Origin of the sequence: Pseudactinotalea sp. Z1732 (assembly GCF_049724975.1) — a bacterium.
In the GTDB taxonomy this organism is placed as follows: Bacteria; Actinomycetota; Actinomycetes; order Actinomycetales; family Beutenbergiaceae; genus CALKWS01.
In genome coordinates, this window is record NZ_JBMPQC010000003.1 from 333,241 (window position 1) to 352,970 (window position 19,730).

Genomic DNA, 19,730 nt, shown 5'->3' on the forward strand with positions numbered 1-19,730 from the left:
GTCGTCGGACTCGACTCGCCCCGGGCCGGGCTCAGCGGCCAGGCGCTGCTCGCCCGCCCCGCCAGCCCCGTCCTGGGGCGAACCTCCGGCAGCCGGGCTCAGGCCTGTTGATGCACCCCGGCGCGCGGGCGGGGGGTGAGGCGCTGGAGCTGGGTGACGTGCCCCGGTTCCAGTTCGGCCAGCGAGGCCGCCCCCAGCAGGCGCATGGTGCGCTCGATCTCGGCGCGCAGGATCTGGATCATCCGGTCCACCCCCGCGCGACCGCCGGCCATCAGCCCGTACAGGTAGGCCCGGCCCACCATCGTGAAGTCCGCACCCAGGGCGACCGAAGCCACGATGTCGGCCCCGGACATGATCCCGGTGTCCAGGATGATCTCGGCGTCCTGGCCCAGTTCGGCAGCGACCTGGGGCAACAGGTGGAAGGGCACCGGGGCACGGTCGAGCTGACGCCCGCCATGGTTGGACAGCATGATCGCGTCCGCGCCGGCCTCGACCACCTTGTGGGCGTCGGCCAGGGTCTGCACGCCCTTGACCACGGTCTTGCCCGGCCACTGCCGGGCGATCCAGCGTAGGTCCTCGAAGTCGACGGTCGGGTCGAACATGGTGTCCAGGAGCTGGGCCACGGTCCCGGACCAGCGGTCCAGCGAGGCGAACGCCAGCGGCTCGGTGGTGAGCAGATCGAACCACCACTGCGGGCGCGGGATCGCGTTCACCACGGTGCGCGCGGTCAGCGAGGGCGGGATGGTCAGACCGTTGCGCACGTCCCGCAGGCGGTTCCCGGCCACCGGTACGTCCACAGTGACCAGCAACGTGTCGAACCCGGCCGCCGCGGCCCGGTCCACCAGGGCCATCGAACGGTCCCGGTCCTTCCACATGTAGAGCTGGAACCAGTTGCGCCCGGAGGGATTGGCCAGTGCGACGTCCTCGATCGAGGTGGTGCCCATGGTGGACAGGGCGAACGGGATCCCCGCCGCCCCGGCGGCACCGGCCCCGGCGATCTCCCCCTCGGTCTGCATCATCCGGGTGAAGCCGGTGGGGGCGATGCCGAACGGCAGCGCCGAGCGCCCGCCCAGGATCGTCGTGTCGGTGTCCACCTCGGCCACGTTGCGCAGGATCGAGGGGTGGAACTCCACGTCCTCGAAGGCTTGTCGGGCCCGGGTCAGCGACAGTTCCTGCTCGGCCGCCCCCTCGGTGTAATCGAAGGCCGCGCGCGGGGTGCGGCGCTGGGCGACGGCGCGTAGGTCGGCGATGGTCTGCGCTGCTTCCAACCGACGACGGCGACCGTCCAGTACCGGCGGCTTGAACCGCAGCAGGGGGGCCAGGTCACGAACCCGTGGAACTCGCCGCTTGACCATCGAAGCACTCCTCACGTTGGCGCCGGCCGGGGTACCTGCACCCGCGGCTGGTTGAGGATGAGCCTAACGCCGCCGGCAGGGCGGGCGCGGTCCGATGCGCGGCCGGCAGGGGCGATAATCGCACCCATGCCCTTCGACCGTGGCGCCGATTCCGATCCGGCACTGTTCGATCTGCCCAGCGGTAGCCGGCGCGCACCCCGCCGGGTGGTGCTGATCACCGGGGCCTCGGGGTCGGGAAAGAGTTCCCTGGTGCGCCGGCTCGGCCTGCCCGCACTGCAACTGGACGACTTCTACCGCGACATCGACCACCCCGGTCTCCCGCAACGCTTCGGCAGCGTGGACTGGGACTCCCCACTGGCCTGGGACGGTGCCGCGGCAGTGCAGTCGCTGGAGGAGTTGTGCCTGAACGGCGAGGCCGAACTGCCGATCTATGACATCCCCACCTCCCGGCGCACCGGCACCACCCGGCTGGTGATACCGGACCACCCGGTAGTCCTGGCCGAAGGCATCTTCGCCGCCGAGCTCATCGACGAGTTGCGCTCACGCGATCTGCTCGCCGAGGCGTTGTGCCTGGTGCGCCCGCGGGTGCAGACCTTCTGGCTGCGCTTGCTGCGCGACATCGCCGAAGCCCGCAAACCCCTGCCGACACTGGTACGCCGGGGGCTGGCGCACACCCGCGCCGAGCCTGCCCTGATCCGCCACTGGACCGGCAAGGGCGCCCGCGCGGTCTCGGTCAGCGAGGCTGAGAGCCTCATCCAAGGGCTTGCGGCACGCTAGCGGGTCCGGCAGCGCCGAGGCAGACCGGGCCGGGGTGGCCGCATTTGTTCGGCCCGGCCGGACCGACTTGACCTGCGCCGACGCCCGCTCTACGGTCGCCATGTATCGGAGAAATTCCCGAAGCTTTCGAGAGAGTGGTGGCCCAATGGCGGCTGATCCGGTGTTCGACGCTGACCCGTGGGTCCTGAACCGCAACGGCGCCTGGTGCTGGTACCAGGACGAACGTGCCCTGGTGGATCCCGAGTCCAATGTTCTGGTGGTCGGTTCGGTGGCCGCGCCCGAGGGTGAGGATGGTGCGACCCGAGCCGGGAACGTGGAACTCACCGTTACCGACCTGGGCACGGGTGAGTCCACGATCGTGGTGCTGCACGAGAACCTGGAGTCCGATGACCACAACGTCCCTGGCCTGTGGCGCCGGCGTGACGGTCGCTGGCTGGCGGTCTACGCCAAGCACAAGAGTGACAACTACACCCGGTGGCGCGTCAGCGAGCCGGGGGACCCCACCACCTGGGGCCCGGAGCAGGTCTTCGACTGGACCGAGTTGACCGGGGGCCGGGGCGTCACCTACTCGAACCTGCACGCACTGGACGGTCGCTTGTACTGCTTCGCCCGGGCGATCAACGACGACGCCTGTGCCCTGGTCTCGGATGACGAGGGCGACACCTGGACCTTCGCCGGCAAGCTCTTCGACCGGCCCAAGGTCGGTTACGTCAACGGATACTGCCGCTACGCCGGCAGCGACCGGATCGACGTACTCACCACCGACCACCACCCGCGCGACTACAACAACTCGATCTACCACGGGTACCTGAGCGCAGGGGCGCTGCACGCCTCCGATGGCACCGTCGTCGACCCCCACGCGCTGTCCGGCCAGGCGCCGGACCAGGCGGAACTGACCACCGTCTTCGCCGCCGACTCGGTGTGGGACGGGGAGCGGATGACGCGTGGGTGGACAACCGACATCCGGCGCATCGAGGGCACCGTGGTGGCCACCTTCACCGCCCGCGCCAACGACGAACCGGAGAACTCCAACTTCGCCGACCACCGCTTCTTCTACGGCCGCACCAACGACGACGGAACCTGGGGCGTGTACCAGGTCGCCAAGGCCGGGCGTGCGCTGTTCCCGCGCGAGGAGGACTACACCGGCCTGATCGCGATCGACCCCTACGACGCGGACTCGGTCTACGCCTCGACCCACATCGACCCGCGCGACGGGTCCGAGTTGGCCCACCACGAGATCTTCCACGGCCGTACCGCCGACGGTGGCGCTACCTGGGCCTGGACCCCGGTGACGCGGGATTCCTCGGTGGACAATCTGCGCCCGATCGTGGCTCCCGGCGATCCCGGCACCCTGGTGCTGCTGTGGTTCCGTGGCGAGATGACCACCTCGCAACACTATGCCTGCGAGATTGCCGCGCACGTACTCCCCCGCCGCTGAGCGTGTCCACCTGAGCACTCGTCGCGCGGGAACCGCGTCGCGGCACAGTTTCGCGGCGATCCCCCGGGGTAGGGCAGGCACCCGCGCAACCGCAGGCCGCGTCACCGCCGGCCGCGTCGGTGCGGTTCCGTGCAGCAGGAGTGAGGCGGGCCACATCGGACAAGCGCAGCGGGTGGCATAATCGGGGCAGAACTGAACATGCCACTTCAGCCGTGGCGGGAGAGCCCGCACGAGCGGGCGCCGACGGAGCAACCTCCCCGGGAATCTCTCAGGCACCCAGACCGCCGACGGCCAGGCTCCTCTGAAAAGTAACCCTGCGGGGTTCACCGATGGTGCAGGCGGGCGTGCCCGCGAAATCTCTCAGGTCCGATGACAGAGCGGGGAACCACCTGACCGCTTGGCGTGCCTGCGCCCGTCCCGAGGAGATCCTTGGCAACGTTCACCGATACACCGGCCCCTACCGTTCCGGCTGCAGCGACTTCTGCGGCGCCTGCCACACCGGCTCCACGCCCGCCCGCTGCCTCGCGTCGTCCCAACCGTGCGCTGGGCCTGATCGCGATCTTCGCCTCGACCACCGCGATGGGCACGGCCGGGGTTTTCGGGCGGCTGTCCAGCCCTCCAGGTGAGGTGATGGGTGAGGCACTGACCATGGGCCGGATGCTGGTGGGGGCCCTGGGCATCCTCGTGCTGCTCACCATCACCGGGCGCCGGCACCTGCTGCGGCAGACCAGGTTGTCGCCCGCCGTCGTACTGGGCGGGGTCTTCCTCGGCCTGTCCTTCGCGCTGATGCTCTCGGCCACCGTGCTGACCGACCTGGCCCTGGCCGTGGCGCTGCTCTATCTCGGCCCGGTGCTGGCAACCATCCTGGCGCGGGTGGTCCTGAAGGAGTCCCCCACCCGCGCCGAGACGTTGACGCTGGCGGCCGCATTCACCGGCATGATGCTGGTGGCCGGGCTGATCGAGGGGCCGACCACCGCCTCGGAGAACCACCTGCTCGGGGTGCTGCTCGGGGTTGCCTCAGGGGTGCTGTACGGAGCCGCGCTGCTGTGCTACCGGTTCCGCGCGGACATGCCCGCCGACGTGCGGAGCTTCTGGAACTTCACCTTCGGCACCCTGGCCACCGGGGCCATGGTGGCCCTCACCCGCCCGGACCTGAGCGCGATGACCCCGGCCAACTGGGCCTGGGCCCTGACGTTCTTCGCGGTCTGCGGCCTGCTGGCCCTGGGCCTGCTGGTGCTGGCCGGCAAGCACCTGCGCACCGCCGAGTTGTCCAGGACCTCCTACTGGGAGGTGGTGGTGGCCCTGCTGCTGGGCGCGGCACTGTTCGGCGAGACCATCTCGGCGTTGAACTGGGCAGGTGTGGCGATCATCGTCGCTGCCGCCGGGCTGCCGCTGCTGCGCGTGCGCCGGGGAGTGCGCTGAGCCCACCTTTCCGCCCCCTCAAACCGGGACGGCGATCCGCTCCAGCGCCTGGGCGGCCACCCGGTCCGCGCCCGCCAGGAGCGGCGAGGGGACCCCGGGGGTCGCCCCGATCGCCGAGCCCGGCTGGACCGCCTCGGCCGGGATTCCCAGCACCAGCACGTCCGGATCCGTCCGGCCCGCAGCATCGATCAGTGCAAACTCGTCAGGGGTGACATCCACGGTGGTGGTCGCTGCCCACCCACCGGCCCTGGTGGTGTCGGGGACCCGGTGCAGCCGGGCGCGGCCGCTGCCCATCAACGTGGACAGCAGCGGGTCGGACGTGCCCGGCACCTGGCCCCGGGACATCCGGGTCTCCAGCAGCGCCCGGGTGACCACCCCCCCGGGGTGAACGCGCGTGCGGGCCCGGAAGCCGTCGTCGTCGGGCTCGATGAGCAGGCTCTCCCCCAGGAGTTGCACCACTCCGGCGCGCACCAGCGCCAGCAGTTGAGCGGTACGCCGCGGCGGCGGGCCGGAGGCCAGGGTCAGGCCCAACGGCACGAACCAGTCCTCGTACTGGACCAGCCGGGCGCGCCCGTCCAGTGCCCCGGCGGCCACATGGCGCCCGAGTAGGACTCGCAGGGTGGCCATCGCCCGGTTCACCGCGTTGCGCGGGGACGTGAGCGGGTTCGCGATCGAGGCCTGTTCCTGGTCCAACCACGTGCGCACCCAGCCGTCCCACTGCTGCGGGTCCGCCACGGGCGCGGGCCGGTCCAGCCGGTCCACGTCCAGGTCGTAACCGGGTGCGGTGACCAGATCGGCGACGACGGCGGCGGGATCGGTGCCGCGGCTGAGCGCGGCGATGATCGCGGCCTCATCCACCCCGTCGACCACGGCGTGGCGGTGGTGGGCAGCCAAGGTGATCAGGTGCGCGGCCGCGAACTCGGCGGCCAACAGCGGCCAGACCTGGGTGCGCAGATCCCGGACACGGCCACGGCAGGCGTCCGCGAGGGCTCCGGCGGTGGCGATCCGGGGTCGCCACGGCGGGGGCATACCGGTGGGATAGGCGCCCTTGCCGCGGTAGGGCAGACCGCGCCGGGATCCCACCAGCAGCCGCGGTTCCGCGCCGGAGGGTTCGTAGTGCAGCGGCGCGCCGGCGGCCGGGCCACCTGCACCGCCGTCGAGGGCGGCGAACCCGGCGGTATCAGCCTGTGCGCCGCTGTCCGCCAGCGTGAAGCGGCCCCCGCGACCGGCGGTGAGGATGCCGATCACGTCGAAGAAGTTCGCCCCCATCCCCGCCACCAGCACGTCCTGGCCGTCGCCGGGCACCTGGGTCCAGTCCCGCTCCGATGGCATCCCCGGGGGCACATAGAGCAGTCGCTGCCTGCGCGCCCGGTCGGTGCGGGCGCGGGTCTGATCCGACGGCTCGGCCTGGATCATGCCCTGGGCCAGGACCACCAGGGGGGCGCTGATCGCGGCGACCGGCTCGGGGTGATGGGCGCGGTGTCCGCGGGGTCCGTCGACGGCTACCCGGTGGGCGCCGGTGAGCCGGACGAGGCGGCGCCCACCCACTGTGCTGGTGCCGGTGCGGCCAGGTGTTTCGTGGGCGCGGGTGGCCGGCTCGGCGCCGGCCACGGCGATGTCGGTCGCGGTGCCCTCGATGTGCCACACCTCGATTCCCCCGCGGCGGGCGGCCTCGGCGAGCTGGTCGCGGTAGTAGACCCCCTGCAGCCGCCGGGTCGGGTAGGACTCCGGGCGCAATGCGGCGAGTTCGGCGCCGAGCCATGCCGGTCGCTCCGGGCCGATACCGAGGTAGCGCTGCGTCGGGGCGTGCGAGCAGGTGGCCGCCCACTGCACCAGGTCCGGCCCCGGCACCAACGGACCGTCCTGGTCGGTGCTGGCGTCGGCGTGCGCGGTGGTCTGGGCGCTGTAGGTGTTGTTCAGCAGCAGCGGGTGCTGGTCGGTCCGCCAGGTGGCGCCGGCGCCCACCTGGACCGCGTCGATGATCGCGACCCGCAGCGCCGGATCACCGGAGGGCGCGGGAGCGCCGAACGGCTCCTCCGGGCGCAACCGCGCGGCCAGGCGGGCCACGGTGGCCACGGCCCGCGGCCCTCCCCCCACGATCACCAGGTCGACCTCGGGGGTCGACGGGTCGACCTCGACCGGCAACCCGGGGGCAGCCGAGGTGGCAGCGCCGTGCGAATCCCTCACATCAGGCACGCTAACCAGCCCATCGGCATCGTTCCAGCGGCTGCGCGGCCATCTCACCATCCGGCCGGCGGCCGCCGGACCGGCGCTCGGTACCACGGGAGGGCGGCTGCGGCGCAAATGAGACCGGTCGATCGCCCGTGAGGCCGGTCGATCGCGTGACCGGTCTCAGCGCCCCCGGGTTTGGGGGTGCGGGGCCGGGGGTGGGGAACGCGAACGCCCCGTGCACGGGGTGCACGGGGCGTTCGACGGTTGGGCCCAGGGGCGGGCGGAACTCAGTCCTCGTCGGCGGGGGCGTCCTCAGCAGTGCTGTTGGGCGAACCCGCGCCGACCGCCGCAGCGACCGGCTCTGCGGCCTCGAGTTCCTTGGCGGGCTCGTCGCTGTCCACCCCGGTGAACGTGAACTCGGCCAGCAGACCCTCTCCGGTGGCGTCCACGTAGACCTTCTGGCCCGCGGTGAGTTCGCCGTAGAGGATCTTCTCGGAGAGTTGGTCCTCGATCTCACGCTGCACCGCGCGGCGCAGCGGCCGGGCACCGAGCACCGGGTCGTAGCCACGATCGGCCAGCAGTTCCTTGGCAGCGGGGCTGAGTTCGATCGTCATGTCCTTGTCCGCCAAGCGAGTGGCCAGCGCACCGACCATGTGGTCCACGATCTGGTGGATCTCCTCGCGGGAGAGCTGGGGGAAGACGATCACGTCGTCGACGCGGTTGAGGAACTCAGGACGGAAGTGCTGCTTGAGTTCGTCGTTGACCTTGATCTTCATCCGCTCGTAGTTGGTGGACAGATCCCCTCCGGCCTGGAAGCCGGTGAGCAGTCCCTTGGCGATGTCACGGGTCCCCAGGTTGGTGGTCATGATGATCACGGTGTTCTTGAAGTCCACCATGCGACCCTGGGAGTCGGTCAACCGGCCGTCCTCGAGGATCTGCAGCAGCGAGTTGAAGATGTCCGCGTGGGCCTTCTCCACCTCATCGAAGAGGACCACCGAGAACGGCTTGCGCCGCACCTTCTCGGTCAGCTGTCCACCCTCTTCGTAACCGACGTACCCGGGCGGAGAACCGAACAGGCGCGAGACGGTGTGCTTCTCGGAGAACTCGCTCATGTCCAGCTGGATGAGCGCGTCGTCATCACCGAACAGGAACTCCGCGAGCGCCTTGGCCAGTTCGGTCTTCCCCACACCGGTGGGGCCGGCGAAGATGAACGAACCACCGGGACGCTTGGGGTCCTTCAGCCCGGCTCGGGTGCGCCGGATCGCCTGGGACAGCGCCTTCACGGCGGCGTCCTGGCCCACGATCCGCTTGTGCAGTTCGGTCTCCATGTTCAGCAGGCGCGAGGACTCCTCCTCGGTGAGCTTGAACACCGGGATACCGGTGGACATCGCCAGCACCTCGGCGATGAGTTCCTCATCCACCTCGGCCACGGTGTCCAGGTCGCCGGACTTCCAGGCTTTCTCCTTCTCGGCGCGGGTGGCGGTGAGGTTCTTCTCCTCATCGCGCAGCCGGGCGGCACGCTCGAAGTCCTGATCGTCGATCGCCGACTCCTTGCTGCGGCGCGCCTCGGCGATCTGGTCGTCGAGCTCCTTCAGTTCCGGTGGGGCGGTCATCCGGCGGATCCGCAACCGGGCGCCGGCCTCATCGATCAGGTCGATCGCCTTGTCCGGCAGGAACCGGTCGTTGACGTACCGGTCGGCCAGCTGCACGGCGGAGACCAGGGCCGGGTCGGTGATGGTGACCCGGTGGTGTGCCTCGTACCGGTCGCGCAGACCCTTGAGGATCTCGATCGCGTGCGCCAACGTGGGTTCGTCGACCTGGATCGGCTGGAAACGGCGCTCCAGCGCGGCGTCCTTCTCGATGTGCTTGCGGTACTCCTCCAGGGTGGTGGCCCCGATGGTCTGTAGTTCACCGCGGGCCAGCATCGGCTTGAGGATGGAGGCGGCATCGATCGCACCCTCGGCTGCACCGGCGCCGACCAGGGTGTGGATCTCGTCGATGAACAGGATGATGTCTCCGCGGGTACGGATCTCCTTGAGCACCTTCTTCAGGCGTTCCTCGAAGTCACCGCGGTAACGGCTGCCGGCCACCAGCGCACCCAGGTCAAGGGTGTAGAGCTGCTTGTCCTTCAGGGTCTCGGGCACGTCGCCGCGCACGATGTCCTGGGCCAGGCCCTCCACCACGGCGGTCTTTCCGACGCCGGGCTCACCGATCAGCACCGGGTTGTTCTTGGTGCGGCGAGAGAGCACCTGCATCACCCGCTCGATCTCCTTGCCCCGCCCGATCACCGGGTCGAGCTTGGAGTCGCGGGCGGCCTGGGTGAGGTTCCGGCCGAACTGGTCCAGCACCGCCGAACCGGACGGGGTACCCTCGCTGGGCCCACCGGTGGAGACGGCTTCCTTGCCCTGGTATCCCGAGAGCAACTGGATCACCTGCTGACGGACCCGGTTCAGGTCCGCGCCGAGTTTGGTCAGCACCTGGGCGGCCACGCCCTCGCCCTCACGGATGAGGCCGAGCAGGATGTGCTCGGTGCCGATGTAGTTGTGTCCGAGTTGCAGGGCCTCACGCAGGGAGAGCTCCAGCACCTTCTTGGCGCGCGGGGTGAAGGGGATGTGCCCCGAGGGAGCCTGCTGGCCCTCCCCGATGATCTCCTGCACCTGCTGACGCACGGCCTCCAGGGAGATGCTCAGCGACTCCAGGGCCTTGGCGGCGACACCCTCACCCTCGTGGATGAGACCGAGCAGGATGTGCTCGGTACCGATGTAGTTGTGGTTCAGCATCCGCGCCTCTTCTTGGGCGAGGACGACGACGCGACGGGCTCGGTCGGTGAATCTTTCGAACATGTACAGCTCCCAAGGGCCGGGACCAGGGCAAGACTGGTCGTGGCAGATACATTGATGCTAACCGTGGGCACAGGGGTTTCCTGCCCGTGTTCGCCAGCGGCGTGATCGGCTGATCGGCCCGGACGGGGCCGATCAGCTCTCCAGCACCAGCGTGACCGGGCCGTCGTTGACCAGCGACACGGCCATGTCCGCACCGAACACCCCGGTCCGGGTGGTCAGGCCGCGCCCGCGCAGGTCCTCGATGACGGCGCCCACCAAGGGCTCCGCGACCTCACCAGGGGCCGCCTCGGACCAGGTGGGGCGGCGGCCCTTGCGGGTCTGCCCGTACAGGGTGAACTGGCTGATCACCAGCACCCCGGCGTCGGGGTTCTCGGTCAGGGAGGTCTCACCGCGCAGGATCCGCAGGTCGGCGATCTTGCGGGCGATGAGCTGCGCATCCGCCTCGGTGTCGGTGTGGGTCACCCCGATCAGGGCGAGCAGGCCGGTACCGATCTGCCCCACCACCTGCCCCTCCACCTCCACCGAAGCGGAGCTGACGCGTTGCAGTACGGCACGCACCGTTCAGTTCCCCCCGGTGGCGGACCCGACGGCGGGGACCACCTGCCCCACCGGCCGGCCGTGGCCCAGTACCGGCACCCGCGCCCAGGGCCATCCCTCGGGGGGCGCTTCCTCGCCCAGCACGCCCAGCGCCGCCGCGAGCACCGCGGGGCGGGGCCGGGAGCCGCCGTCAGCGATCTTGAAGGCCAGGGCGCGCCCATCGGGCAGGGCCGCGGCGTAGACGCCCTCGGCGCCGTCCTTGGCGATCAGACCGGGCACCTGCCGCATCGCCTCGGTGACGTCCCGGCCCTGTCCCCCGACCAGATACGGGTGCGCCCGCATGGCGGCGGCGACGCGACCCTCCGGTGACTCCGGTTGCGCGGTGGCCAGGGTCGCGAAGGCCCGGGCGAGCCCCTCAGTGGTGGTCGAGGGTAATGGCGCTCCGCACCCGTCGACGGCCAGGTGGCCCACCGCGACGCCGGTCAGCTCGGCGATCGTGGCCACGACCGCCTGCTGTAGCGGGTGCGCCGGGTCGAGGTAGGTGTCGGTGGGCCAGCCGTTGTGCACGCAGGTCGCCAGCATCACCGCGTGCTTGCCCGAGCAGTTCTGGGTGAGCGAGGAGGGCTCGTGGCCCGCGTCGCGCCAGGCGCGCGCGGCCTGGGCCGACAACGGCGGATCCGGGGTGTTGCCCAGGTCGGCCTCGCTCAACCCGGCGCGGGCCAGGATCGCTCGGACCACCTCCAGGTGTGCCGCCTCCCCGCTGTGGGAGGCGCATGCCAGGGCGATCTGTTCCGGTTCCAGCACCACCCCGGTGCGCAGCGCCACGAGCGCCTGCACCGGCTTCACCGACGAGCGCGGGAACATGGTCTGCGCCGGCGCGCCCACGCTCAGCCCGGTGCTGCCGTCGGCGTGCAGAGTGCTCAGATGGCCGGTGTGCACCGATTCGGTGAGGTCGCCGCGCACCACCCAGGCCAGGGGCGCGCCCGGGTTGATCGGGTGCGGCACGGACGGGGCGGGAACGACGGTGTGGGGCTGACCCGGATTCACCAAGGCGATCCTCCACCGCCACGGTTGTCCCGGTAGTGACGAACCGCCGGGCGCACATCGGCCAGATAGATCCCGGCCGGCACCGCCGCCAGTACCAGGAAGATGATCAGGCCCGAACGGCCCAGTGGCGGCGGGATGCCGAGGAAGGCCAACAGCAGGGCGAGAGCCAGGATACCGGCCCAGAAGCCTTTGGTGCGCTTCTCCGCGTAACTGAATGCCTCCCCGGGGCGTCGCAGCGCATCGAACAGCGCGAGTGCGCACATGCCCACCACCACCAGGGACAGCGCGAGGAACAGGTAGTTCTGAATGGTGCCGACGACGATCACCCCATGACTCTAGTTCAGCCCACGCGATCAGCCCACGCGCAGGCGGAGCCGGGCGCACGTCCGTCGAGGGTTACTGCTGCGGGAGCACGCGCAGGCCCAAGGCGGTGGCCACGCCCGCGAGGCGGGCGTCGGTGAGGGCCACGATCGGGTTGGCCGGGGCGAGCAACTCCACCGAGGCCATCTGGATTCCGTCCCCGGCACGAAGCCCGTGCTCCTCGGCCAGGTCCGCCGCCCGTTCGGCGATCGCCGCGGTGACCTCGACCTTGCGCAGCGCGGGCCACATCCGGTGCCAGCGCTCCAGCGCCTGCCCCGCTACTTCCTTGCTCACCCTGCCACTGCGCTCCCCGGCGCGCAGCACCGCACGCACCTCGGCGTCGGCCAGCCGGGAGGCGAACACCGCGTCGGCCCGGTCCCATAGAGCGCGCACCAGGGCCGAGGTGCTCTCGTGGTGCACCAGCGCCAGCAGCGCACTGGAGTCGAAGTAGACCAGGCTCATCGTCGCAACCGGCGAACCAGCTCCGAGACGGAGGAGTGCCTGCCCTCCACCGCGGGTGCGCTGGGCCGGTCCGCCTCGGGGGCGGACAACAGGCCATCCCGTTCCAGGGAGGCGATCAGGTCCGCTCCGTCGACACCGGTGAGCCGGGCCACCGGCACCCCTCGTTCGGTGATGATGAGTTCTTCGCCCGCCCCCACGCGCTCGATCCAGTGCTTGAGTTGGGACCGGAATGTACTGACGGGGACGTCCATGCTGTACACCCTAGCCGCGGCGTACCGGCCGCGGTACCGATATCCGGGCAGGTGGCCTCACTCCCCGAGTGAACCGGGCTCGGCCAGTGCCGCCCGCGACTCCTCCCCGGTCCAGCCGGTGATGCCCAGCAGATCCACCAGCAGGGAGCGCAGCAGCGCCACCTCGGTCTGGGCCCGCCAGCCGGAGAAGGCCTGCGGGTCCAACTGTCCGGCGATCCGCACCAACTGCGGGCGCACCTTCGCGGGGTCGTCGTTGTTGCCCAGTTCGGTGCCCAACGCCTCGGCGGCCGCGGAGGTCTGTTCCAGCAGGTCGGCCAGCAGCGCCCCGTCGTCGGGATCCATCGCGACGGCGCTGGCCCGCCTGGTCAGCACGCGGGTGTTGCGCATCGCCCGGTCACACAGCATCGCGGCCCGGTCCAGCCGCGTCATCTCGTCGTCGTGCCGCAGCCACTGCGGGGTGAACCGGGTGGCGGCCAAGGATCCGCGCACCACCTCATGCCACTCATCCAGCACCGCCTGGGAACCCCTGGCCTGCACGAGGGCATCACCCACCGCGGTGGGATCCTGGGCGGCCAGGCCCCGGGCGACCCCACCCAGTGTCCGGGAAACCTCCTGCAGCGCCGCGCGGGCCAGCGAGCGCACCTGCTTGCGCACGTCGATCGGCAGCAGCGCCGCCACCGCCAGGGCCACCACCCCACCGATCACCGCGTCCAACCACCGGTCCATGGCCCCGGTGACGCCGAACAGGTATCCCGGAAGGGCCACCACCACCACCGACTGCACCCCGGCCTGGATCGCCAGCATCTGCCCGGCATCGATCAGCCGCGCCGCGAGCACGGCCAGGACCAGCACCACGCCGATCTGGATCGGGCCGGACCCGAACAGGGCGGAGAAGGCCTCCCCGAAGAACACCCCGATCGCCACGCCGAAGGCCAGTTCAGCGACCTTGCGGGGGCGGCGGTCGTGGCTGAACCCCAGGCTGATCCACGCCGCGATGGCGGCGAAGAGCGGGTAGCGGTGCCCCAGACCGTACAACGCGATGGCATAGGCGACACCGGCGGCTGCCGCCGCGGTCAGGATCGGCCACAGGTCGCTACGGGTGCGGCGCAGCCCCCGACGGGCCCGCGCCAGTGCCGAAACCCGGACCTGGCGCAATGTGGGACGTTCCACCGAGGGCACCGGGGGTGTCCCCCCGGGGTCCGGTTCGGACCGGCCCCACGCCCGTCGCTTCACGGCCCACTCGATCAGGGACGACGACGCAGCGCCGGGTTCGGTCGCGGCCTGTCCTGGGGAGGTGGTCGCCCGGTGCCGAAACCTTCCGGGGTCACAATCGTCTCCTGCCCGGCGGCGAGGCCCTCCACGCTCAGCGTGGCCTCGGGATCCACCGACCGCTTCAGCACCGCCAGGGCCACCGGACCCAGCTCGTGGTGACGGACCACGCTCGTGACCCTGCCGACCTCGCGCTCACCGTGCACGACCGTGGCCCCCGGTTCGGGGGTGATGTGCTCGGAGCCATCCAGGTGCAGCATCGTCAGCCGGCGCGGGGGCCGGCCCATGGTGAACACCCGGGCGATCGTCTCCTGGCCCCGGTAACACCCCTTCTCCAGGTGCACGGCGGTGCGGAGCCAGTCCAACTCGTGCGGGATCGTGCGCTCATCGCACTCCCGGGCGTGCCGTGGCCGCCAGGTGGCCACCCGCAATGCCTCCCAGGCCCACACCCCGGCCAGGCGCGCACCAGCTCCCTCGGCCTGGCTCACCGCGGCCGGCAGATCGTCGCGCTGCACCAGCCACAACGCCCCCTGCCACTGGGCGCCGGGGTGCTCGTGATCGTCCGGCCCGTAGCGGGTCGATCCCGGGGCGGTCACCGGCCACGGGTCGCGCCACTGAATCAGCGCACCGTCGATCGTGGGCCCGTGCGCGCTGGTGCCGAGCACGGCCAGGTCGGTGCGAGCGCCGACCTCCACCCGCATCGCGAACTTCATCGACTCCAGGTACGCCACCAGTCCCGCTGCGGTCCCGGACTCGGTGATCAGCCACGTCGTGGCGCCGTCGTCGATGACGGCGGCGGCGTGCTCGACCCGGCCGTGGGGGTCCAGCACCAGCATCTCGGTGCTCATCCCCGGCTCCAGGGCGTTGAGGTGCTGGGAGGTGATCGAGTGCAGCCAGGTAAGCCGGTCGGCACCGGCCACGGTGACCACGCCCCGGTGGGACAGGTCCACTACCGCCCGGCCCTGCTCGAGGGCGCGCTGTTCGTGCATGGGCTCGCCGTAGTGCGCGGCTACACCCTCATCAGGGTCCGCAGCGGCTACGGCGCCCTGCCTGGTCATCAACGCACTGGCACTCATCGCGCTCTCCTTCACTCGTGTCGCTGCAGCCGGCCCGAGGAGTAGGACTGCAACTCGTGGCCGAACGCGGCCAGGTCGGTCGCCCACATCAGTTCCCCCCGCACCAGGCCGTACATCCGGGCCGCGGCCGCGATGTCGGCGCCGGTCGAGGTGCGGGCGATCAGGTCGGTGCTCAGTTCCACCCGGGGGCCCTGGACCTGGCCCAGGTAGACGTTCACGTGCCCGCTGGGTTCGGCCAGCAGCACCTCCAGCGCGTGCGCCGGGACGCCGCCGTCGGGCGTTCCGTTCCCTTTGCCGTCGGTGCCTGCGTCGGTCGGGGCGACCCGCCAGTAGCCGGATTCGGCGCTCCAGACCTGCCCGGCCTGCAGCGCCGCGACGTCGATGTCCCCCTCCAGGGACTCCAGCGGGCTCTCCAGCAGGTGGGTGGTGCACCTGTAGGTCAGGTACGGGCCGCCGTCGTGACCGAACTCCACGTCGACGAGAACCCCGCGCTGGGGGATGTCGGGGTAGGCCACGAAGCCGGGACCGCGCCAGCGGCCGATCAGCCAGGCGAGCGGGTACGCCTCCGGGGCCAGGTCGTCAGGAAGTTGGAATGCCACACCTGCGATGCTATCGCGCCATCACAGCAGGAGCAGGATGCGGCCCAGCACGTACACCGGCGCACCGCAGACCAAAACCGGGAGCACGGCCGCCGATAACGCCGGCCACGCCCGCACCGAGGCGGGGAACTGACCCAGCAGGTGATGCACGGCCGCACTGAGGACGCCGGCCACGAGCCCGACCAGCACCCCGGTGACCGGGCCCACCGCGATGATCACGGTTCCCACCCCCAGGCCCACCCCTGCCGCGACCGCGGTGGTGACCAGCCACCCCCAGGTGGCGGGCAGCGGGATCGCGGTGACGATCGCCGCAGCCGCGAGGGTCACCGCCCCCACCAGCAACAGCCCAACCGACGTCGGACCGGTGCCCACCGCCAGCCACCCCACGCCGGAGGTCAGCACGGCCGCACCCGTGACCGCCCCGGCGACGGACTCCACCAACCGGGGGCGGCCGTCGCGGCGCAGCAGTTGCAGGACGAAGGCGGCCACGACGACGACCCCGAACCCGAGTGCGGCATAGGCCAGGTCACCGGTGAGCCACTGCAGCGACACCCCTGCGGCTATCGTGGCCAGCAACAGCACCGAGGTGCCCTGACGGGCCGGCAGTCCGAGCAGTCCCGGCCAGCCGAGTGCGAATATGCCGCCCATCCCGGCCACCGTGGTGATCAGCAGCGGCCGGTCCCCGAATGCCGTCAGCCCCACCCCGGCCGAGGCGGTGGCGGTGACCACGGCGCGGAAGGACTTGCTCAGCACGTGCGCTCGACCCCCTCTCTCCGGTGCGGCTGCTGCCGGGCAGGACACCGCGGCTCCTGGGGCGAACGCTACCGGCATACCCCGGAGGGGGTGAACACGAGTGCCCGGCATGACCCGATGTCAGGTGCGGCGCACACCGGCTCGGATTCCGCCGTCGTGCGCACCCGGCAGGTGCCTTTACACTGGATGCGACGCCGGGTCGCGCTAGCCCCGGGCTCCAACATCAGCCGCTACGAGCGGCCTTCGCGCCGTCAGGCGCTGGGCGGCCCGGTGTCATCAACCTCACCTCCGGGTGCGACCCCCTGCCTGGGATGTGCATCGCTGGCCTACGCTGCTGGGCAAAGGCCTGTACAGATCGGAACAGATGAGTGCGACTCACCCTGACCCCCCGCAGGGTCTACTTCGACCTGCTCACCGAGTTGGGCGACCACCTGGTCACCGGTGCGGACATCCTCGCCCAGTTGATCGGCTCCGAACCGGCTGAGCGTCCGGCACTGGCCAACCGGATGCGCGACGTGGAGCACCTGGCGGATGAGTCCACCCACGCCATCATCCGGCACCTGAACCGCTCCTCGGCCACCCCGTTCGACCGGGACGACCTGTATGACCTCACCTCCTCGATGGACGACTGCATGGACTCCATGGAGGAGGCCACCGACGCGGTGGTGCTCTACCGCATCGGCGAGCTGCCCGAGGCGGTGACCGATCAGGTCGCCACGCTGCAGCGGGCCGCGGAACTGACCGCTGCGGCGATGCCCCAGTTGCGGAAGATGAACGGGCTGGAGGCGTACTGGATCGAGGTGAACAGGCTGGAGAACCAGGCCGACCGGATCTACCGCGGGCTCACCGCGGACCTGTTCACCGACCCGCAGTACCTGGACAGCCCGGCCGGGGTGGTGCAGCTGATCAAGATCCGTACGGTGGTCGACTCCCTGGAAGCCGCTGCCGACCACTTCGAGAAGGTGGCCAACATCGTGGAGTCGATCTACCTCAAGGAGTCCTGATGCGCGCCCGCCGCGGGCCACTGCTGGCGGCCCTCGCGACGGTGGCCATGCTGGCGGGAGCGCTGGCCGGTTGCAGCACCGAATCGGTGCAGGTGGGCGCATGCGCCCAATGGGACCAGCTCCAGGAGGCCCCGCGTGCGGGCGTGGAGGTGGTGGACTGCGAGCAGGAGCACAGCGCCCAGTTCGTGGGAACCTTCGAGGTGGACTTCGAGACCTTCCCCGGCCAGGAGGCGATCGACGACGTCGCCGAACCCGGGTGTCTGGAGGCCTTCACCGAGTTCGTGGGGATCGACTACGCCGACTCACAGTTGCGTCTGGACTGGTTCCGGCCGACGCAGGAGAGCTGGCAGAACACCGGCGGGCGGGACGTCTGGTGCGTGGCCTACCTCCCCGAGGGCACCACCACCGGCGGCTTCCAGGACAGCGGGCGGTAGGTTCCCCGGGCGGTAGGTTCCCCGGGCGAGGCACAGGAGGGGTCGTGCTCAGCCGAACCGACCGGAGATGTAGTCCTCGGTGGCCTGGACCGAGGGGGCGGAGAACATCGTGGCGGTGTCATCCATCTCGATCAGCCGGCCCGGCTTGCCGGTCCCGGCGATGTTGAAGAAGCCGGTGCGGTCCGAGACCCGGGCGGCCTGCTGCATGTTGTGGGTCACGATCACGATCGTGTAGTCGTTCTTCAACTCGTGGATCAGGTCCTCGATGGCCAGGGTGGAGATCGGGTCCAGCGCCGAGCACGGCTCATCCATCAGGAGCACCTCCGGTTGGACGGCGATCGCCCGGGCGATGCACAGGCGCTGCTGCTGGCCACCGGACAGGGATGACCCGGGCCGGTCGAGCCGGTCCTTGACCTCGCTCCACAGGTTCGCCCCGGTCAGCGCCGACTCGGCAAGGTCGTCGGCGTCGGACTTCTTCATCCGCCGGTTGTTCAGTTTCACCCCGGCCAGCACGTTGTCGTAGATGGACATCGTAGGGAAGGGGTTAGGCCGCTGGAACACCATGCCGACCTGGCGACGAACCACCACCGGGTCTATCCCCGGTGCGTACAGGTCCTGGCCGTCCATGACGGCCCTCCCGGTGACGTAGGCCCCTGGAATCACCTCGTGCATCCGGTTCATGGTGCGGAGGAAAGTGGACTTGCCGCAGCCGGAGGGCCCGATCAGTGCGGTCACCGATCGGGCCTCGATCACCATCGTGACGTCCTCCACGGCCTTGAAGTCACCGTAGAAGACGTTCAAGTCAGTGACATCGATGCGCTTGGACACAACTCATACCTCCTGCTGGAACACGCGTGCGCGAGTGGGAACGGGGCGGGTCATGAGATGCCCTTCGGGGAGAAGTAGCGGCTGACCAGCCTGGCGATCAGGTTCAGCAGCATCACGATGGCGATCAGCGTCAGCGCCGCGCCCCAGGCACGGTCCACGCTGGCCCCGCCCTGGGCGTACTGGCGGTAGACATACACCGGGAGAGTGGCGATCCGTCCGTCGAACGCGTCGTAATTGACGTTGTTGGCCAGCCCGACGGTGATCAGCAGCGGGGCGGTCTCCCCGGTGACCCGGGCTATCGCGATCATCACACCGGTCGTGATCCCGGCCACCGCGGTGCGCAACACGACCTTGACGATGGTGAGCCACTTCGGCACCCCGAGCGCGTAGGCGGCCTCGCGCAGTTCGTTGGGCACCAACCGCAGCATCTCCTCCACCGAACGCACCACCACCGGGGTCATCAGCACCGCCAGCGCGATCCCGCCGACCAGCGCCGAGCGGTAGGCGGGCCCGAAGATCAGCAGGAACAGGGAGTAGGCGAACAACCCCGCCACGATCGAGGGGATTCCGGTCATGACGTCCACCAGCAAGGTGATGGCGCGCTTGATCCGCCCACCGCCGTACTCGACCAGGTAGATCGCGGTGAAGATTCCCAACGGGATCGAGATGGCCGCGGCGATGCCGGTGACGTACAGGGTGCCGATCATGGCGTGGTAGATGCCGCCGCCGCTGTCTTGACCGAAGACCCCGACCATGTCGGTGGTGAAGAACTCCGCCGACAGCGCGCCGATGCCGTTGGCCAGCACCGTCCACACCACCGAGACCAGCGGAACCAGCGCGAGCAGGAAGGCCACGGTCACCAACGTGGTGGCCAGGCGGTCCTTGGCGTACCGCTCACCTTCCACGAACAGGGAGGTCGCGGTGAGGGCGACGACGAAGATCAGGGTCCCGACCAGCAGCACCCCGGCGACACTCGGGCCGGTCTCGCCGAGCATCCCCAGACCGAGGGAGGCCACCAGGCTGGCCCCCAGCACGGCCCAGGGCGCCCATCCAGGGAGCCTGCGGGAGCCCACGGCGCCGGTCGCCTGTGCAGTCGTGGTCAT

General features: G+C 70.5%; 19 protein-coding genes and 1 riboswitch. Of the genes, 5 read left to right on the forward strand and 14 right to left on the reverse strand.

Features of this window, described 5'->3' with window-relative positions; genetic code table 11:
• Positions 1-98: 98 nt before the first annotated feature.
• Entirely contained in the window at positions 99-1,355 is a 1,257-nt protein-coding gene (locus tag ACPL7H_RS08790) for an alpha-hydroxy acid oxidase (protein WP_424796573.1), read from the reverse strand.
• A 126-nt stretch (positions 1,356-1,481) separates the two neighbouring features.
• On the opposite strand from ACPL7H_RS08790, the gene ACPL7H_RS08795 reads away from it, so the two are divergent.
• From ACPL7H_RS08795 to ACPL7H_RS08805, 3 genes are all read left to right on the forward strand, one after another.
• A complete protein-coding gene (locus ACPL7H_RS08795) occupies positions 1,482-2,132 on the forward strand; it encodes a uridine kinase family protein (protein WP_424796574.1) in 651 nt (216 codons plus the stop codon).
• A 145-nt stretch (positions 2,133-2,277) separates the two neighbouring features.
• On the forward strand, positions 2,278-3,570 hold the full coding sequence (locus tag ACPL7H_RS08800) for a BNR-4 repeat-containing protein (RefSeq protein WP_424796575.1): 1,293 nt from the start codon (positions 2,278-2,280) through the stop codon (positions 3,568-3,570).
• Between the two features lie 206 nt (positions 3,571-3,776).
• Positions 3,777-3,864, forward strand: a riboswitch (glycine riboswitch).
• Positions 3,865-3,972: 108 nt separating this feature from the next.
• Complete coding sequence (locus ACPL7H_RS08805; RefSeq protein ID WP_424796576.1) at positions 3,973-4,992, forward strand: DMT family transporter; 1,020 nt, start codon at positions 3,973-3,975, stop codon at positions 4,990-4,992.
• A gap of 18 nt (positions 4,993-5,010) precedes the next feature.
• On the opposite strand, the gene ACPL7H_RS08810 is transcribed toward ACPL7H_RS08805, so the two are convergent.
• The 11 genes from ACPL7H_RS08810 to ACPL7H_RS08860 all read right to left on the reverse strand — a co-directional run bounded on the left by ACPL7H_RS08810 (position 5,011) and on the right by ACPL7H_RS08860 (position 16,409).
• Entirely contained in the window at positions 5,011-7,179 is a 2,169-nt protein-coding gene (locus ACPL7H_RS08810) for an FAD/NAD(P)-binding protein (protein WP_424796577.1), read from the reverse strand.
• 272 nt (positions 7,180-7,451) lie between these two features.
• Positions 7,452-10,007, reverse strand: a complete 2,556-nt coding sequence (locus ACPL7H_RS08815; protein ID WP_424796578.1) for an ATP-dependent Clp protease ATP-binding subunit — start codon at positions 10,005-10,007, stop codon at positions 7,452-7,454.
• A gap of 132 nt (positions 10,008-10,139) precedes the next feature.
• The gene (gene dtd / locus ACPL7H_RS08820) at positions 10,140-10,565 is read right to left on the reverse strand and encodes a D-aminoacyl-tRNA deacylase (RefSeq protein WP_424796579.1); all 426 of its coding nucleotides are present in this window, start codon (positions 10,563-10,565) and stop codon (positions 10,140-10,142) included.
• 3 nt (positions 10,566-10,568) lie between these two features.
• Complete coding sequence (locus ACPL7H_RS08825) at positions 10,569-11,591, reverse strand: asparaginase (RefSeq protein WP_424796580.1); 1,023 nt, start codon at positions 11,589-11,591, stop codon at positions 10,569-10,571.
• Positions 11,588-11,917, reverse strand: coding sequence for a DUF2516 family protein (locus ACPL7H_RS08830; protein ID WP_424790284.1), 330 nt, complete (start codon positions 11,915-11,917; stop codon positions 11,588-11,590). The genes ACPL7H_RS08825 and ACPL7H_RS08830 overlap by 4 nt, the downstream gene beginning before the upstream one ends.
• 70 nt (positions 11,918-11,987) lie before the next feature.
• Positions 11,988-12,413, reverse strand: a complete 426-nt coding sequence (locus ACPL7H_RS08835) for a type II toxin-antitoxin system VapC family toxin (RefSeq protein WP_424786437.1) — start codon at positions 12,411-12,413, stop codon at positions 11,988-11,990.
• On the reverse strand, positions 12,410-12,664 hold the full coding sequence (locus tag ACPL7H_RS08840; RefSeq protein WP_424786438.1) for a type II toxin-antitoxin system Phd/YefM family antitoxin: 255 nt from the start codon (positions 12,662-12,664) through the stop codon (positions 12,410-12,412). Before ACPL7H_RS08840 ends, ACPL7H_RS08835 begins: the two co-directional genes overlap by 4 nt.
• A gap of 57 nt (positions 12,665-12,721) precedes the next feature.
• On the reverse strand, positions 12,722-13,834 hold the full coding sequence (locus tag ACPL7H_RS08845) for an FUSC family protein (RefSeq protein WP_424796581.1): 1,113 nt from the start codon (positions 13,832-13,834) through the stop codon (positions 12,722-12,724).
• 74 nt (positions 13,835-13,908) lie between these two features.
• Positions 13,909-15,009: a YgfZ/GcvT domain-containing protein gene (locus ACPL7H_RS08850; RefSeq protein WP_424786440.1), complete on the reverse strand. Its 1,101-nt coding sequence runs from the start codon at positions 15,007-15,009 to the stop codon at positions 13,909-13,911.
• Between the two features lie 11 nt (positions 15,010-15,020).
• Complete coding sequence (locus ACPL7H_RS08855; RefSeq protein WP_424796582.1) at positions 15,021-15,608, reverse strand: FABP family protein; 588 nt, start codon at positions 15,606-15,608, stop codon at positions 15,021-15,023.
• A 21-nt stretch (positions 15,609-15,629) separates the two neighbouring features.
• Complete coding sequence (locus ACPL7H_RS08860; protein WP_424796583.1) at positions 15,630-16,409, reverse strand: hypothetical protein; 780 nt, start codon at positions 16,407-16,409, stop codon at positions 15,630-15,632.
• A 320-nt stretch (positions 16,410-16,729) separates the two neighbouring features.
• On the opposite strand from ACPL7H_RS08860, the gene ACPL7H_RS08865 reads away from it, so the two are divergent.
• Positions 16,730-17,365, forward strand: a complete 636-nt coding sequence (locus ACPL7H_RS08865; protein ID WP_424796584.1) for a DUF47 domain-containing protein — start codon at positions 16,730-16,732, stop codon at positions 17,363-17,365.
• The gene (locus ACPL7H_RS08870) at positions 17,365-17,799 is read left to right on the forward strand and encodes a septum formation family protein (RefSeq protein ID WP_424796585.1); all 435 of its coding nucleotides are present in this window, start codon (positions 17,365-17,367) and stop codon (positions 17,797-17,799) included. The genes ACPL7H_RS08865 and ACPL7H_RS08870 overlap by 1 nt, the downstream gene beginning before the upstream one ends.
• A 48-nt stretch (positions 17,800-17,847) precedes the next feature.
• Here ACPL7H_RS08870 and pstB read toward each other — a convergent pair whose 3' ends face one another.
• Positions 17,848-18,627 (reverse strand): phosphate ABC transporter ATP-binding protein PstB, encoded by a 780-nt coding sequence (gene pstB, locus ACPL7H_RS08875; RefSeq protein ID WP_424786445.1) that lies wholly within the window; start codon positions 18,625-18,627, stop codon positions 17,848-17,850.
• Positions 18,628-18,677: 50 nt separating this feature from the next.
• Positions 18,678-19,730 (reverse strand): phosphate ABC transporter permease PstA, encoded by a 1,053-nt coding sequence (gene pstA / locus ACPL7H_RS08880; RefSeq protein ID WP_424796586.1) that lies wholly within the window; start codon positions 19,728-19,730, stop codon positions 18,678-18,680.

Excerpts from the sequence above, each read along its gene's own strand:
- ACPL7H_RS08790 (WP_424796573.1), bottom strand. The coding sequence starts at position 1,355 with ATGGTCAAGCGGCGAGTTCCACGGGTTCGTGACCTGGCCCCCCTGCTG.
- ACPL7H_RS08795 (WP_424796574.1), top strand. The coding sequence starts at position 1,482 with ATGCCCTTCGACCGTGGCGCCGATTCCGATCCGGCACTGTTCGATCTG.
- ACPL7H_RS08800 (WP_424796575.1), top strand. The coding sequence starts at position 2,278 with ATGGCGGCTGATCCGGTGTTCGACGCTGACCCGTGGGTCCTGAACCGC.
- ACPL7H_RS08815 (WP_424796578.1), bottom strand. The coding sequence starts at position 10,007 with ATGTTCGAAAGATTCACCGACCGAGCCCGTCGCGTCGTCGTCCTCGCC.
- ACPL7H_RS08835 (WP_424786437.1), bottom strand. The coding sequence starts at position 12,413 with ATGAGCCTGGTCTACTTCGACTCCAGTGCGCTGCTGGCGCTGGTGCAC.
- ACPL7H_RS08840 (WP_424786438.1), bottom strand. The coding sequence starts at position 12,664 with ATGGACGTCCCCGTCAGTACATTCCGGTCCCAACTCAAGCACTGGATC.
- ACPL7H_RS08850 (WP_424786440.1), bottom strand. The coding sequence starts at position 15,009 with ATGAGTGCCAGTGCGTTGATGACCAGGCAGGGCGCCGTAGCCGCTGCG.
- ACPL7H_RS08870 (WP_424796585.1), top strand. The coding sequence starts at position 17,365 with ATGCGCGCCCGCCGCGGGCCACTGCTGGCGGCCCTCGCGACGGTGGCC.
- pstA (WP_424796586.1), bottom strand. The coding sequence starts at position 19,730 with ATGACCACGACTGCACAGGCGACCGGCGCCGTGGGCTCCCGCAGGCTC.